This window comes from Sulfuricurvum sp. (genome assembly GCF_028712165.1).
GTDB lineage: Bacteria > Campylobacterota > Campylobacteria > Campylobacterales > Sulfurimonadaceae > Sulfuricurvum.
The window spans coordinates 1-15,501 of sequence record NZ_JAQTQR010000067.1; the positions used below are offsets into that span (position 1 = coordinate 1).

General features: G+C 43.2%; 13 protein-coding genes. 10 read left to right on the top strand and 3 right to left on the bottom strand.

Going from position 1 to position 15,501, the window contains the following annotated elements:
• Positions 1-216: 216 nt before the first annotated feature.
• From PHP90_RS11170 to PHP90_RS11180, 3 genes are read left to right on the top strand one after another with little or no spacing between them, the layout of a single operon-like run.
• Positions 217-651, top strand: coding sequence for a hemerythrin domain-containing protein (locus tag PHP90_RS11170; protein ID WP_299929761.1), 435 nt, complete (start codon positions 217-219; stop codon positions 649-651).
• On the top strand, positions 648-884 hold the full coding sequence (locus PHP90_RS11175; RefSeq protein WP_299929764.1) for a DUF2249 domain-containing protein: 237 nt from the start codon (positions 648-650) through the stop codon (positions 882-884). Before PHP90_RS11170 ends, PHP90_RS11175 begins: the two co-directional genes overlap by 4 nt.
• The gene (locus PHP90_RS11180) at positions 877-2,142 is read left to right on the top strand and encodes a hypothetical protein (protein ID WP_299929767.1); all 1,266 of its coding nucleotides are present in this window, start codon (positions 877-879) and stop codon (positions 2,140-2,142) included. Before PHP90_RS11175 ends, PHP90_RS11180 begins: the two co-directional genes overlap by 8 nt.
• On the opposite strand, the gene PHP90_RS11185 is transcribed toward PHP90_RS11180, so the two are convergent.
• Entirely contained in the window at positions 2,115-2,798 is a 684-nt protein-coding gene (locus PHP90_RS11185; RefSeq protein ID WP_299929770.1) for an SIMPL domain-containing protein, read from the bottom strand. The two genes, PHP90_RS11180 and PHP90_RS11185, sit on opposite strands and share 28 nt — an antisense overlap.
• A gap of 155 nt (positions 2,799-2,953) precedes the next feature.
• Between PHP90_RS11185 and PHP90_RS11190 the strand changes: the two genes are divergently transcribed.
• From PHP90_RS11190 to PHP90_RS11220, 7 genes are all read left to right on the top strand, one after another.
• The gene (locus PHP90_RS11190) at positions 2,954-4,738 is read left to right on the top strand and encodes an HD domain-containing phosphohydrolase (RefSeq protein WP_299929773.1); all 1,785 of its coding nucleotides are present in this window, start codon (positions 2,954-2,956) and stop codon (positions 4,736-4,738) included.
• Positions 4,739-4,740: 2 nt separating this feature from the next.
• Complete coding sequence (locus PHP90_RS11195; RefSeq protein ID WP_299929777.1) at positions 4,741-5,610, top strand: PhnD/SsuA/transferrin family substrate-binding protein; 870 nt, start codon at positions 4,741-4,743, stop codon at positions 5,608-5,610.
• Complete coding sequence (locus tag PHP90_RS11200) at positions 5,607-6,482, top strand: PhnD/SsuA/transferrin family substrate-binding protein (RefSeq protein WP_299929780.1); 876 nt, start codon at positions 5,607-5,609, stop codon at positions 6,480-6,482. The genes PHP90_RS11195 and PHP90_RS11200 overlap by 4 nt, the downstream gene beginning before the upstream one ends.
• A complete protein-coding gene (locus tag PHP90_RS11205; protein WP_299929783.1) occupies positions 6,479-7,921 on the top strand; it encodes a TolC family protein in 1,443 nt (480 codons plus the stop codon). Before PHP90_RS11200 ends, PHP90_RS11205 begins: the two co-directional genes overlap by 4 nt.
• A gap of 103 nt (positions 7,922-8,024) precedes the next feature.
• Entirely contained in the window at positions 8,025-9,611 is a 1,587-nt protein-coding gene (locus PHP90_RS11210; RefSeq protein ID WP_299929786.1) for an ATP-binding protein, read from the top strand.
• Entirely contained in the window at positions 9,608-11,455 is a 1,848-nt protein-coding gene (locus PHP90_RS11215) for an ATP-binding protein (RefSeq protein WP_299929789.1), read from the top strand. Before PHP90_RS11210 ends, PHP90_RS11215 begins: the two co-directional genes overlap by 4 nt.
• Positions 11,442-13,661, top strand: a complete 2,220-nt coding sequence (locus tag PHP90_RS11220; protein ID WP_299929792.1) for a diguanylate cyclase — start codon at positions 11,442-11,444, stop codon at positions 13,659-13,661. Before PHP90_RS11215 ends, PHP90_RS11220 begins: the two co-directional genes overlap by 14 nt.
• 9 nt (positions 13,662-13,670) lie before the next feature.
• Here the strand turns inward: PHP90_RS11220 and PHP90_RS11225 are convergent, their stop codons facing one another.
• Entirely contained in the window at positions 13,671-15,212 is a 1,542-nt protein-coding gene (locus tag PHP90_RS11225; RefSeq protein WP_299929796.1) for a YfiR/HmsC family protein, read from the bottom strand.
• A 6-nt stretch (positions 15,213-15,218) separates the two neighbouring features.
• On the bottom strand, positions 15,219-15,501 hold a 283-nt coding region (locus tag PHP90_RS11230; protein ID WP_299929800.1), incomplete at its 5' end, for a TonB-dependent receptor.

A 15,501-nucleotide genomic window follows, 5' to 3' on the forward strand; every position in this document is an offset into this window, starting at 1 on the left:
GCTGAGGAGAGATGAGGCAATCTCCATAAAAAACCTTTGATATTTATAGTTGTTATTTAAAGTTCATGACTATACCGAATTAAAGATTAATTTACAATGTTTTTTGTTATTTTTTGGAAAATGTTTTAGTGTGGGAGATAAATCTTGATATCCGTCAAGATTTATCCCTATCGATCCTCTTATACTTTCGGTTATACTCTTATCAAGGAATCTGTTATGATTTTAGAATTTATGCGTGACGATCACCGTGCCTGCGACCATCTGTATACCGAAGCAGAAAATGCATTAGCAGCTAAAAAAACTGAAAGTGCAAAAGAGTTATTCGAAGCATTTTCCAGTGCTACGAACCACCATTTTGACATGGAGGAGAAAGAGCTCTTTATCACCTTTGAAAAACGGACGGGGATGATAGGCGGACCGACACAGATGATGCGCTATGAGCACCAACAGCTTCGAAGCCTTTTGGAATCGCTGCGGTTGGCATTGGAGGAAAACCGGCCTACTGATTTTTTCGGTATCGGGGAATCGATGATGATTATGTTGCAACAACACAACATGAAAGAGGAACAAATGCTCTATCCAATGATCGATCGGACTTTTGGCGGCGACGCGGAACTCATGATTCAGACATTGAAGGATATGCCGCTATGATTCTTCTCGATACCCGGGAGCTTGACCATCCTATTCCGTTGGAGATGGCGGTCGATGCGTTTAAAAATCTCAGAAATAGTGAGGTGATACATATGATTCATCGACGTGAACCGACCCCACTGTTCGAGATCATCACTAAAAACGGTGGGACATATCTCTCGTATGAAGATGCGGAGTATATTTGGCACATATACATAACCCGGGACGGGGATTTGGAGGGGTATCGTGTTTGAGGGATTGTCACTGGATCAGGCGCCTCCGATTTCAATTGTTATGCGCTTTTTTATGAGCGTACCGATTTTCGGAGTTTTCTTATCACTGCTGATGATTGTCTCTCCGACGGAGATTCTCACACCGAATCATCCCCTCTCACTCGCTGCGATACATCTGCTGTTTTTAGGAATCATTACGATGAGCATGATCGGTGCGCTTTTTCAGATGCAAAGTGTCCTCGGCGGTCGGCCTATCCCTGCGCCTGCCGGAAATGCTTTTATAATCCACATCTTTTTGAATATCGGCATTTTTTCTTTGGCAGGAGCATTTATCACTCAGTTGTCACCGCTGTATGTTATTGCAGCAGTTTTACTCGGAAGTGCTTTAGTCTATACCGTTTTTTTAATCGCACCGTTATTGCTCAAAGGGGGAAGGCACAGTACGCTTCGTGGGATGCTGGTCGCTTTAGTCTCCCTTTTTATCGCAGCATTAATGGGCATTGATATGGCAGATACCTACGCACAAATGAGTCCCTCTATTTTTCATTCGATCATTCGTGAAACCCATTATTCGTTTGCTCTGATCGGTTGGATCGGCGCATTGATCATCGCAGTTGCGTTTCAAGTAGTGGAGATGTTTTACGTCACGACTGCGTATAGCGACTGGTGCAAACGAAACGTTTTCAGGATTCTTCCTGCCGCATTGGTACTCAAAACGTTCTGGCTTTTTTTTGACCTTCCTTACGTTTGGGGGTTTGATGTTCTGATGGCGGGAGTTCTGATGGGATTTTTGACAACCACGGTTCAACGGCTACGGGAACGCAAACGGCGTGTTAGCGATGTTAGTATCTGGTTTTGGGGTACAGGGATGGGATTGCTCTTGATTGCTTTGATCAGCTACACAATTTCTCTCGTAAGTAATACGGAACAATTCATACAGATTGCCCTGATTGCCTATGCGTTGTTTGCCGTATCGATTATTTTGGGGATGATCGGGAAAATAGTCCCGTTTTTAGTCTGGTTTCATCTTAATTCGGCAGGATATATGGATGCACCGATCATGTCGAATATTATCCCTGCCAAACGATCCCAATCACTATTCGTTTTGTTTGCTCTCGTATCCGCTATATCTTTAGCATCGGTCTTATATCCGCCACTGCTCATCCTGAGCGGAATCGTTTCCTTTGCCCTGTTTTCACTTTTGGGCTACAACCTCATCCATGCATTAAAACTCTACCGTTATACCCTCGATCACGGAACACGCTTCGAGCAGGTATAATCGACGGTAGCTTCTATTTGTGTTGTCTCGTCACTTTGGATAGGGCTTTCGGTAGGAGCAGATGCCATCATCACCATCCCTTTTGCCCTCATCGGGATCGGACGCGATGCACCGCCGAAATTGACACTGCTCACGAGACATTCCATCCCCGTCTCTTTTGAAAATGCTTCGGCCTGATTTCGTCCTTTGCGTAAAAGTTCCAATCGCAGATTGCCTTGAACCTCAACCTCCCGAGCACTGCTGACTCCCCAATTCAAAGCCCCCTGATTTTTTCGGACACCGGGAGCCGTAACTTTATCGATCGCAGCGCTCAACTCATTATAGGTGTCGATGCTCTTGAACTCGCATCCGAAATTAAGATTGGCGCTGTAACCGATAAATTCACGCTTTTGATCTTTGTAACTGTACTGCGGAGAGAGGTAATATCCGCCTCCCTGGCACATCTTTGCATTCGGGTCAAACCGTTTTACCTCAGCAACGATGGCATTGAGGTGCTCTTTGATCGTATTTTGATTTTTACCCTGCTCTTCAAAGCTCATCTGACCCTGCAGCACATCCGGTTTCAGAGACGTTTCGACCCGCTCAACCGTTGTAATATTCATCTGTGCACTTGCCGCAAAAGGAACAAAAAACATTATAAATAATCTATATTTCATGACACTCCTTTTATAAGAGATTTTTATCCCTATAAATCTGTACCGAAGTACAATTGTACCCTCTCTTCTGAGTGATTATAATAGTATATTAATATAAAAAAGAATATGCTTGAAATATAAGCAATTAAAACGTTTATTTATTACGTGGAGAGAGAATGCTGATTGATTTAAAATCACTAAAAGTTTTGTATGTTGAAGATGATCCTATGACGCGGGAAGAGATTCTTTTTTCTCTTACTACTTTCGTGGATACTATCTATACTGCCGAAAACGGTGAAATCGGAAAAGAGCTTTTTTATTCTCATCTGCCGGACTTGATTATAACCGATATCCAAATGCCTGTTATGGACGGTCTCAGCATGATCAGCGCGATCAAACAGACCCATCCGAAAATCCCTGTTATCATCATGACCGCTTTCAATGACACTTCCTATCTGTTTAAAGCGATTGAATTAGGGATAACCCATTACGTCACCAAACCGGTCAACCTCAAAAACTTACTTTCCAAAATCGATGAAATCGCTGAACAGATTATTCTGAAAAAAAAGGCCTTGTGGCAGGAAAAACTCCTAAGTCAGTACAAAAACGCAATCGATGAGACAATGGCGGTGAGCAAAACGGATGCGCTTGGGATCATCACCTATGTGAATGAAAAGTTTTGTACTCTGAGCGGGTATACCTACGATGAGATCATTGGAAATTCCCATGCATTGTTTCGTTCACTCCGAGAAAAGAATGAAAAGTTTCATGCCCTTTGGGAAATGATCAGTAAAGGAGAACAGTGGCACGGGGTTATCGAAAACCGGGCAAAAAACGGGGACCATTTTATCCTGGATCAAACGATTTTTCCCCTTTATGATGCCGATAACACTATAATTGAGTACATCGCTATCGGCGATGATGTGACCGAACTCTTCCATTATCGGGATTTTTTGGAGATTGAACTCCATCGAAATCGTAAGAGTTTGGACGAAACACTTCACTTTCTCGAACAGTATCAAGAGGCACTCCAAGTCGGAACAGCCGTATGCCACATGTCTCTCGAAGGGAAAATCCTGGATGCGAACGAAACCTTCTGTCAGTTGCTCGGATACACGAAAGATTCGATTTTAAAGATAGAAGAGTGTGCCATCTGCCAATGCGAAGGATTTGATATCCGTTCTATTCATGAAACGCTGAAAAAAGAGAATGTATATAAACATGAGTTTCAATTCCGCACCAGAGAAGGAAGTTTCAAGACATTTGATTCAATTTTCGTACCCATCAGTGATACGAACGGCGCTATCGTTGAGATACTCAGTATGCACCATAACATCACTGATTTGCTCGAGCTCAACAAAGAAATTATTACAACACAGCATGAAGTACTAACAGTGTTAGGTGAAGCTGCCGAAAACAAATCCGCAGAGACCGGAAGCCACGTCAAACGTGTTGCGGCATACAGCCGTTTTTTAGCGGACAAATATGGGCTAAGCGACGAAGAAGCTCGTTTGATAGAGATGGTAGCGCCGATGCATGACATCGGTAAAATCGCCATACCCGATTCTATTTTGCATAAACCGGGGAAACTGAGTGCAGAAGAGATGGAAATCATGAAAACGCACGCATACAAAGGGTATCAAATGCTCTCTCACTCAGAACGTCCGCTGATGAAACATGCGGCACTCATAGCACTTCAACACCATGAAAAATATGACGGCAGCGGATACCCTTCCGGTCTTGTCGGAGAAGATATTCATATTGCGGGGCGGATTGTTGCGATAGCCGATGTTTTTGACTCTCTGGGAAGCAAACGCTCGTATAAAGAGGCGTGGGCATTAGAGCAGATTGTCGAATACTTCAAAGAGCAGCGAGGATGTCATTTCGATCCCGTTCTGGTTGATATTCTTCTCGATAATCTCGATGAGATCATTCTGATCAACACCCGTATTCAGGATTAATAATGCAAAAATGGGTGATATCCTTATTGGCAGTGATTTTAGTGAGTTCTCTTTACGCAGAAAAAATCACCGCGGGACTCTATGATCCGGTACTCAGTGCGCGCGTGTCGAAAAAAGATTACGTTATGGGGATGAACGTTTTTCTTAAAGAGATCGTTCAGAACGAAGGGATCGATGCCGAAACCGTCTCTTACGATGACCCAGTTAAATTGTCCCATGATTTTGAGAGCGGAAAACTCAATATGATCGTCTGTGATCCGCTGACAATCGTTGAAAATGTCCCTTACAAATATCTCGACAATGGCATAATGGGGTATAAATACAATCAAACCGATTCCATGACCCTCCTCGTCCTCGTCAATGCGGATGACACCCGTCCGCTCTCCGAGCAGCTGCACGGAAATATCGCTATGGACGGAGATACGAGCGCAGAGCTCTTTCTCAAAACGCTCATGCTCCAAAACGGCATTACGCAAAATCCTAATCTCATTGCCACTAAAAATCCCCAGCAGAGCATACTGAAACTCTTTTTCCATAAAGCCGATATCACCCTTATCGATCGCGGTTCGTTTCTCACCGCCGTTGAGCTCAATCCTCAAATCAAAACCAAAACCAAAATCCTCCAAACAATCCCCCTCACTCTCGGCTCGGTGAGCTATATGCGCAAAGGGATGTCCAAAGAGCTGCAGCAAAAAATCTTTGCCCTGGGCAAACGGATGAACACCACTCCGCGGGGGAAACAGCTCCTCGCACTCTTTCACGGCAACTATATGGGTGAATGTGATCCCAAAGAACTCATGAGCATCTATGCTCTCAAAAAAGAATACGAAACCCTGCGCAATGCCAAATCTCTGCACCGGAATATCCGATGAAACCGCTTTTTATGATGATTGCTTTGATCATTTTTTCCTTTTCGCTGCATGCCGAACAGGTTTTAGTAGGGCTTGATGAAGTGGCAATCACCACCGGCATCTCAAAAAAAGACTATACGCTGGGAATGACATTACTCCTGAACGAATTTCTGAAAAAAGAAAATATTGAAACCGTCGTAACCTCCTATGACGATCCTGTCCGTTTGACGGACGATTTCAAGAGCGGCAAGGTCAATATGATCGCTTCCAACGCCATTAACGTTATCAAATACCTCCCCATCTCTTCGCTCAACAGCGGAATAACAGGCTATAAATACAACAAAACCGATAACCAAACTCTTTTGGTGCTTACACGTTCCGATAATGTGCGGCCTCTGAATGAGATCATCAAAGGGGTCATCGCGACCGACGGAGACAAGGTGGCCGATCTGTATTTTCGTACCCTGATGCTCCAAAACAAAGCGGCGGAGTCCCCCAATTACCTCATGATGAAGAACAATCAGCAAAGCATTCTAAAACTCTATTTCAAACAAGCGGACATCGCACTGGTCGATCGGGGATCTTTTCTCGTCGCCGCTGAACTCAACCCCAGTCTCAATCGGGAATTGAAAATTCTAAAAAGCGTCCCCCTCACGCTCGGAACCGTATGCTATATCCGGAAAGATATGTCGTCGCCGTTGCATGCGAAGGTCATCTTAATGGCCAAAAAGATCAATATGACTCCACGGGGAAAACAGCTGATGCAAATGTTTCATGCAGACAAAATGGATGAATCCTCTGTCAGTGAACTCGACAGCGTATCTGCTCTTATGCACCAATACAACGAGCTCATTCAACACAAACCCAACCCAACACTAGGAAAAAAACGATGAGAAAAGCCCTCTTCTCTCTTGCATTATTGAGTACCGGTCTGATGGCTCAGAATCTGAGCCTCGATGACGCAATCCGTATCGCACTGGAAAACAACCGTAATCTCAAAATTTCTCACACGGCGCTGCAGATCGCCGATGCCCAGTACCATCAGGCTCTCAGCGCACGGTATCCTCAGCTTACAGCATCTGTAAATGTTTCTCGCATGGATCAAGATCCGTCGTTTGTCATGAAGGGAAGTTTTGCATTGCCGCAAGACCTAAGTAATACTTTTGCATCGTTAACAGCAGCCGCATCAGGGGATCCGGCTGTAATTGCTCAAACAAATTATGCTATTGCAAATAATTTAATTCCTGCACAATCGATACCTATCGATATGGATGTCAAACTCATGGGACGTGATACAGCGGTTGGCCGTCTTGATCTCATTTATCCTCTCTATACTGGCGGAAAAATCGATGCGATTATCAAACAAGCAACACTCAACAAAAGCATCCAGTCTGAAGAAGCCCGCCGATCTGAAGCTGAAGTGATCTATGACGTCAAACGCTACTATTATGGAGCGATGCTAGCTAAACAGCTAAGTGCCGAAACCCACGACACCCTCGAACGGATGAATATGGTCAAAGACCTTACAGAAACTTTTTATCAAGGCGGATCGCTCAAAGTCAAAAAAACCGATTACCTCCGTACCCTCACTACCGTCAACATGATCGCTTCTATGGATGAGGAGATGAAATCCAATGCCGAACTCGCCAAATCGGCTCTGATCAACGCCACCGGTTTGCCATGGAACACTACGGTCGAACTGACTCAGAACGAGTTTCCTACCCCTCAGCTCAACGGCGACCTCAAAACCCTTGTCGATGATGCGTATAAGTTTAATCCGACCTACGCCCAGCTCAAACTCGCCATCGATGTGCAATCGGCCAAAGTGGACGAAGCCTCGAGTGCCTACCTCCCGAGTATCGCGCTTACTGCAAATGCCCAACACTTGGCCAACAGCTACGACGCGGGACTGGTAAACGACACCAACAAAAACTCATGGACGATCGGAGTGGGTCTGCAATGGAATCTGTTTGAGGGGTTCCGTACCGATTACGCCGTACAGGAAGCCAAACTGAACAAGCTCAACTTCCAGCACAAAGAGGTCCTTCTCCAAGAAGGCTTGGCACTGCAGGTCAAATACGCCTTTATCAAACTGGGGCAAAGCGAACGCCAAAATGTTGCACTCACTAACGCTAAAACGAGTGCGGCAGAGAATGCCGACCTCAACACCCGTGCCTACCAAGAAGACATGGTAGAAACCAAAGATGTCATCGAAGCACAGATCATGGAGACCTTTGCCAAAGCAGCCTACTGGAAAAATCTCCACGATTTTGCCGCATCTAAAGCACAGCTCGATTATATTATCGCGTCTCAAAGCACTCAGGTAAAATAAATATGATTCGAGCCGCCGTATTCGAGTTATCTCAGATTGATGGCTCTTTACGCTATTATAAACACAGTAAAACACTTTTGAAAGACCACAAGCGGGAGCGCCTATGATCTCTTTTTTTCGGCAAAAACTCCTCTATCAGGTCTATGCGATTATCATTATTCTCATGTCGTTGATTATGCTGCTGATCGGCTATCTCGTATTGCAGGAGCAAGAGCAGACGATTCTGAGCGTCATGCAGACACAGGCACAGACACTCGCCAAATCGATCGAACTCGTCAGTGCCGATGCGATGGTCACTGACGATCAAAGTTTTTTGGTCGAGCACAACCTCAACGTTCTCGCGCACAGTCCATCGATCCGTTTTATCATTATCTCTAAAAATGGTCAGGATGCTCTCCTAACCCGGCAGGGAGAGTGGCGACTCATCCAAAAACTCCCTGCATCTATTCAAAAACTTGAAGGCGCAACTGAGCAGGAGGTGATTTTAAACGACCCTTATGCCAAAAAACCTGAAAAAATCTATTATTACACCTATCCGCTCAATTTTGACGGTATTTCATGGGGATGGATTCATCTTGGTTTTTCACTGGAAAGTCTCGACGACGCCTATAATGCCATCTACAGTGAAATCATGATGATTTTCTTCATTGTTTTCATCATTCTGAGTATCGCGATTTTTTTTCTCTCCCGCTACATCGTCCAGCCGATCATTGCACTAAGCCATGCAAGCAAAAAAATGGCGCAGGGGGATATGCAAATCACGCTTGACTCCACGCGGCAAGATGAAATCGGGGAGCTCACACGAAATTTCAGCGCTATGGCCGAAAGTCTCTCACAGAGTCAGCGGGAACTCAAAAACAGCAATTTTATTCTGGAACAAAAAGTCGAAGAACGTACCCGTGAACTCGAAGAGATCAACCATACGCTGGATGAGCGGGTTCGGATTGAAATAGCTCATCGTCGTGAACAAGAACAGATTTTAATACAGCAATCTCGCTTTGCCGCGATGGGTGAAATGATAGGCAACATTGCCCATCAGTGGAGACAACCGCTCAACGCGCTCTCGCTTCTGCTTCAAAATATCGAAAATGCTTATGATACAGGGAGACTCGATCAGGCATTTATCAACCGTGTTATCGAAAAAGGGACAATGCTGACAACCGCTATGTCCACCACAATCGATGATTTCAGAAATTTCTTCAAACCCAACCGCAGTAAAGAGCTGTTTGATGTATCGGCACAGCTGAATACAGTATTATTGATGATGAGCGCCTCCTTTAATGACAACCGGATCGAGACCGAACTCGATTTGGAACCGAACCTAAAAGTGACCGGTTTTGCGAACGAATTTTCGCAGGTTCTTCTCAACATTCTCAACAATGCCAAAGAAGCATTGGTCGAAATGCAAAAAGATCGCCGATTGATCCGTATTCACGGATATCAGCAAGGCAATCATATGTGTGTGGAAATTTCTGACAATGCCGGAGGCATAAGCGAAAAAGTGATCGACAAAATTTTTGATCCCTACTTTACGACCAAAGATGAGGGAAAAGGGACCGGTATCGGGCTTTATATGTCCAAAGTAATCGTTGAAACAAATATGCATGGAAAATTAAGTGTCCGCAATGACCAAAATGGAGCTACTTTCATGGTCTGCCTTCCTCAATCCAATGAGCAGGGAACTAAATGAAGCTTCAAACTCAATTTTTCCTCCTCTTTCTAATCGTATTTGCCATTTTGACCGCCCGACTGTTTCAAAATGCATCGAATCAGAAAGAGAGTATTGATGAAATCCAGAAAATCCGGATACATGAGTTTTCACAAACCTTTCATGAAATAATCGACTTAAAGATATCCAAACCGAAAATTTTTGACTACGACTACAGTTATTGGGATGAAATGGTTGATTTCACGACAAGCCTTGATTTGGAATGGGCTCATATCAATCTCGATGAAGGGTTAAAAACCTTTGAAAGCGATTATGTCTATGTTTACAACAACAAAGGTGCATTAATCTATGATACATACGATCATACGAAATATGATTCTATTGCCCGGTTAATCGATCCTAAAACCTTTAATTTTGAACAACCGCTCATAAAAAACTATTTTATTATCTCTCACAATACACCGATACAAATTTTCATTGCCCCGATTCAGCACAGCGACGACATGAATCGCACCGGCAAGCCCTTCGGATATCTGGTAATCGGAAAAGCATGGACCCCGGGTTTTGTGAAAGATTTTCAAAAAATCACCAAGCAAACTGTGACACTCAAAACAATGGATCAAATTGCTCAGAACAGCTTTGATATCGTTTACCCGCTCAAAGGGGAGGATGGAAAAGCGGTAGCGGCACTGACTGTCAATTTAGCGACAACCGCCAGTGATGCTCTGCATAAAATGTCACAAATCAATATACTTTCCACTATAATCGTCGGTATTTTAGGGATGGGTTTGGTCGGTTGGTTTGTCTATCTTCGTATTGTCATACCGTTGCAGCAAATCTCCAATGCAATGCGAAGCGCAAACAGCTATCCTATTCAGCAACTCATGCAAAAACAAAATGAATTCGGACAAATTGCCCATTTGGTCAATCAGTTTTTTAACCAAAAAAATATCTTGGAAGCTCAACTCAAACGGACCTATCAAGCCGAGCAGGAACAGCGAAAGCTAAAAGCAGAACTGTATATAAGCAACCAAATTTTGGAACAAAAGGTCGAGGAACGGACAAAAGAGCTCGAGGAGGCAAATCATACTTTGGACGAGAGGGTCAAAACGGAAATTGCCCGTCGGCATGAACAGGAACAGCTTTTAATCCAGCAAGCCCGTTTCGTGGCGATGGGGGAGATGATCGGAAATATCGCTCACCAATGGCGACAACCGCTCAATGCCCTCTCGCTGCTTCTGCAAAACATCATTTTTGCGTATGAATCCAAACGTCTCGATGACGAACTCATGGAGCGCGTCAATACCAAAGGCAATCTCTTAATCAACACCATGTCCACAACCATCGATGATTTTAGGAATTTTTTCCAACCGAATCGCAGCAAAGAAGTGTTCAATATCGCGGCTCAACTCGATACGACACTCGAAATACTGCAAGGTACGCTTGAAAACAACCGTATCGTGTTAGAAAAAGAGGTTGGAGCGGATCTCACGCTGTATGGATTCCCAAATGAGTTTTCGCAAGTCATCATCAACATCATTAATAATGCCAAAGATGCCTTGAATGAACGCTCTGTCAATGAAAAAGTAATCCGGGTCCAAGGATATGAATCCTCCGATGAAATTATTATACGTATCAGCGACAATGGAGGAGGGATTTCTAAATCTATTATAGATAAAATTTTCGATCCCTACTTTACAACAAAAAAAGAGGGGAAAGGGACAGGGATAGGGCTCTATATGTCCAAAGTAATCGTGGAATCCAGTATGAACGGAAAACTCGTCGCATCCAATGATGCTGACGGTGCAGTCTTTACTCTCCACTTCCCGAAATCGAACCAAGGAGACACTGGTGCCGCTCTCTAATTTCCCTGCATCCTTGAGTATTCTTTATATTGAAGACGACAAAAACACCCAAGAAGAGGTCGCTTTTTTTCTTGAACCGCTCGTTAGCACGCTCTATCTGGCATCCAACGGCCAAGAGGGGTTGGATCTCTACCGGCTCCATACTCCCGATCTGATTATCACCGACATACAAATGCCGATTATGAACGGTCTGGATATGATCAAAGAGATTCGCAAAAACGATTCCAGAACCCCAATTTTTATCACAACAGCCTATAATGAAACAACCTATCTGCATGATGCCATCAACAGCGGTGTCAATCGTTATATCCTAAAACCGATTAACTTTAAAAACCTTTCCGATATCATCCGTGAGTTTTTCCCCGACAACACCAATCATCCCTACTCCATCTATATTGATCGTCACGGTACTATTGTCAACGCAACCGAAAACTGGTCGGTCTTAACCGGATATAGACTCGATGAAATACTCAATCTCTCTTTCGAAAACTTGATTGCACCTCAAGAGCGTACTGAATATCACCGCTTGCTGGAGAATATGGATTCACCCCAAGAACATCCTAAACAGAAGATCCATCTTCTTCACAAAAATCAAACTCAACTCGAAACCGTTTTGCACGCCGTTCACATAGAGCGTTTTGGCGATGCTATTCCAGTATTTCAGCTTGAATTCAAAACCCTTAACACGTATATGTATGATGAAGAACTCTTAAATAAAACCCTCGAAGCGGAACGTTTTATCAAGGGTCTGATACAAATGAATTCCGTCATTTATAAAGAAATCGCACACATACGAGAAAAAAGCGTATTTCTACAACACTTGAGCGAACTTTTCAGCAACAATGATCTTTTCGAATTCGCGTTTATTTCCTATGCGGACGATAGTGATCTTGTTCAGATTGCGTTTCAGGGGGCACATCAACGTCTGGACATCAAATCGCTCTTCCCGGAACCTATTGCGCTTGATGCATTCAAATGCCCTATGACTGAAGTGATTAGAAATCAGGAAATCGTGCTGATAGAAGATCTTGTGACTTTCAACGACTTTAATACCAAATCCTATTGGGTCGAAAATGCAATCCGATCCATAGCAGTCCTCCCTTTGTATCAAAAGTCCCGCAGCCAAAAAAGAGGTGCGTTTTGTTTTATGCTCAACAAAGCATACAGACTTGATAACGAAGTGCTTGAGCTGTTTGAAAACATTACCGAAGCATTGAATATGGGTCTTCAATCGATAGACGATCAGACGGAACGTCATCTCCTGGAAAAACAACTCAGACAGGAGCGGAATTTTATCAATGAAGTCCTTGAAACAGCGGGAAATATCATCCTTGTCTTTAATCGTGAAGGTTCGATCATCCAGTTTAACAAAGCTGCCGAAAAATTTACAGGTTATACCTTCGACGAAGTCGTCAACAAACCGTTTTTTTGGAAAAAATTTTTGCTTCCCGAACAACAAAGCGTAGTAGAGACCATATTCGCAAAAGCCTTTAAAAGCGATGTCACTACCCGAAATGAAAATTTTTGGATATCAAAAGAGGGAGAAAAACGGCTGTTTGATTGGTCTAATACCGTCCTCAAAGATGAAAATGACGAGGTGCAGTATCTGGTTGCCATCGGCAACGATATAACCGAACGAAAACAAAGCGAAGAGATGATTGAGCAGCTCGCATTTTACGATCCGCTCACTCAACTGCCCAATCGAAGACTCTTTAGCGATTATTTGAATAAATCGATCGTATCAAATAAACGCCATGAACATTTTAGCGCACTGCTGTTTTTGGATCTGGACAACTTCAAACCTCTTAATGATGCATACGGTCATGCGATAGGGGATCTACTCCTTATCGAAGTAGCTCATCGTATCAAAAAATGTATACGGGAAAGCGATGTTGCTGCCCGGTTTGGAGGGGATGAGTTTGTTATCGTCCTTGATGATCTGAATGACGATAAAGCTTTAGCAACAAACTATGCCCATAGGGTAGCCGAGAAAATTCTCAGCAGCTTGGCTGAAGTCTATTTTTTAGCCCCGGATGAAGAGGAAATTTCTCCCGTTTTAATAGAACATCATTGCACATCCAGTATCGGAGTTGTCCTATTCGGTAGCGAGTTAACAGACCAAAATACCCTAATCAAGCATGCCGATACTGCTATGTACCAAGCAAAAGAAGCCGGACGCAATCAAATAGTACTCTTTTCAGTATGAAATAATGCGCTAATAACTAATACAGTTCCTGCCGCTTGCTTTTGCACTATAGAGTGCCTTATCTGCCGCTTTTATCAGTTCTTCTTTATCCTGACCTTTTTGCATTGCGGCAATCCCGATACTGACGGTTACATTGGTATCCAAATGAAAATCAAAATTTTCTACCATTGATCTAAAATGCTCAGCCAACTTTACACTGTTTTCAAGGTCGGTATTGATGGCAAGAATCATAAACTCTTCGCCCCCCCATCGGACACATATATCTGTATCACGCGTATGCTGATTCATAAGAGAACCTATCAGCTTGAGAACCCTGTCTCCTTTATCATGACCGTAGCTGTCATTGATTTTCTTGAAGTGATCCACATCCATAAAGAGAATGGAAAAAGGGGTTTCGTACCGATTGTATTTTTGGACTTCGTTGGAGATTCTCTCCATCAATACCCTTCGATTATACAGTCCTGTCAAAGGATCCGTTTGTGAGAGTGTATTGAGGAGACCGTTTTGTCTGAGCACATGGCGAATCAGCACCGCAATAATGGCAAAAAGGACCAAAAGGATAATAATTACCCCTTTTTGGGTACTTATAACCCCCTCTTTTTCTACCAGATTTTCCTTTTGTTTTTCTATCTCTTGATTCAAATGTGCCAACTCGTCATTGGCCCTGGTGATTTCATGCTGTTTTTGTTGATGTGATTTGAGAAGGAATTTAAACACACCCTCTTTTTCTGCAATTTTTTTCTCTCCCGCACTCAGCATTTCTTTTTGCTGATCGATATTTTTTCGGATAGCATCCGCTTCTGTGCGTTGTGCGGCAATCGTATTTTGTTGATCATTGATCGATTGAAGCTGCTGGGCAATGATCTCTTTTTGGGCATCGATCTTCGCTTGCTGCTCAATCAACCCTTTTTTCTGTGTCTCTATCGCACTGATTTTTTCACTGAGTTCCGCATTTCTCTCTTTGATTTTTTTATTCAGTTCGGAAATAGTCTCTTTTTGCTCTTTGAGCTCATTTTGTGAACTTTTATACAGTTTTGCAACATCGATTTCCGTACCCCCGAGTAAGATGAGATCGGGAGAAACCGATAACGATCTGTTGATCAGATTCGGTTTATTGATCTCAAATGTTATGAGGTTCCCATTCGGAACAAGATTGATCATCACTTTTTGTTTATCTTTATAATCATCGCTGATAAACAATACGTTGTTCGACTCGTAATCATGAAACAGTTTGTCATACAGTGCCGAACTTTCATTATCGACATAGATTGCTTGAAGATTTTGGGGAGGTTTGCCGTCATTGTAAAAAAAGACTCTGATTTTTTTATCCTCGAGCAGTTTTCTCGAAGAGAGCATCAAAAACATATTTTTCAGATTCTCATTTTTCGAAACCACGAGCAGATTGTATTCACTGAATTTGGACTCATTTTGCCATGTCGTGTGCTTTAAAAAATTGTAGACGTACGCTACCTTTACTTGGTCGCTGTTAATCTCTTTGGCATGCACTACGCTGAGCAACAATCCTAAAATTAGCCAAGTAACGATTCTCATAGCGTCCTAAATACTCATGGTAAATGCGATAGAAAACATTTGTGTGTCTTGTGGGGATTTGTATTTTGAACTGCTATTATAGCGAACACCGTAGTAATGCTCGTCAAAAAGGTTATCAACCCTGAATGAGATTTTTTTATTTTGATCGAATGCATAGCTGGCAAACAGATTCGTCACAAAATGACCATTGACCGAAGCAAACTTGCCATTATCATACGGTGCCGCTTCAATCGGGCTAACCCACATACATGAAGGGGAGAAACGCCAATTCTGATAACGAAGGGTACCC

Excerpts from the sequence above, each read along its gene's own strand:
- PHP90_RS11170 (WP_299929761.1), top strand. The coding sequence starts at position 217 with ATGATTTTAGAATTTATGCGTGACGATCACCGTGCCTGCGACCATCTG.
- PHP90_RS11175 (WP_299929764.1), top strand. The coding sequence starts at position 648 with ATGATTCTTCTCGATACCCGGGAGCTTGACCATCCTATTCCGTTGGAG.
- PHP90_RS11185 (WP_299929770.1), bottom strand. The coding sequence starts at position 2,798 with ATGAAATATAGATTATTTATAATGTTTTTTGTTCCTTTTGCGGCAAGT.
- PHP90_RS11190 (WP_299929773.1), top strand. The coding sequence starts at position 2,954 with ATGCTGATTGATTTAAAATCACTAAAAGTTTTGTATGTTGAAGATGAT.
- PHP90_RS11195 (WP_299929777.1), top strand. The coding sequence starts at position 4,741 with ATGCAAAAATGGGTGATATCCTTATTGGCAGTGATTTTAGTGAGTTCT.
- PHP90_RS11200 (WP_299929780.1), top strand. The coding sequence starts at position 5,607 with ATGAAACCGCTTTTTATGATGATTGCTTTGATCATTTTTTCCTTTTCG.
- PHP90_RS11205 (WP_299929783.1), top strand. The coding sequence starts at position 6,479 with ATGAGAAAAGCCCTCTTCTCTCTTGCATTATTGAGTACCGGTCTGATG.
- PHP90_RS11210 (WP_299929786.1), top strand. The coding sequence starts at position 8,025 with ATGATCTCTTTTTTTCGGCAAAAACTCCTCTATCAGGTCTATGCGATT.
- PHP90_RS11215 (WP_299929789.1), top strand. The coding sequence starts at position 9,608 with ATGAAGCTTCAAACTCAATTTTTCCTCCTCTTTCTAATCGTATTTGCC.
- PHP90_RS11225 (WP_299929796.1), bottom strand. The coding sequence starts at position 15,212 with ATGAGAATCGTTACTTGGCTAATTTTAGGATTGTTGCTCAGCGTAGTG.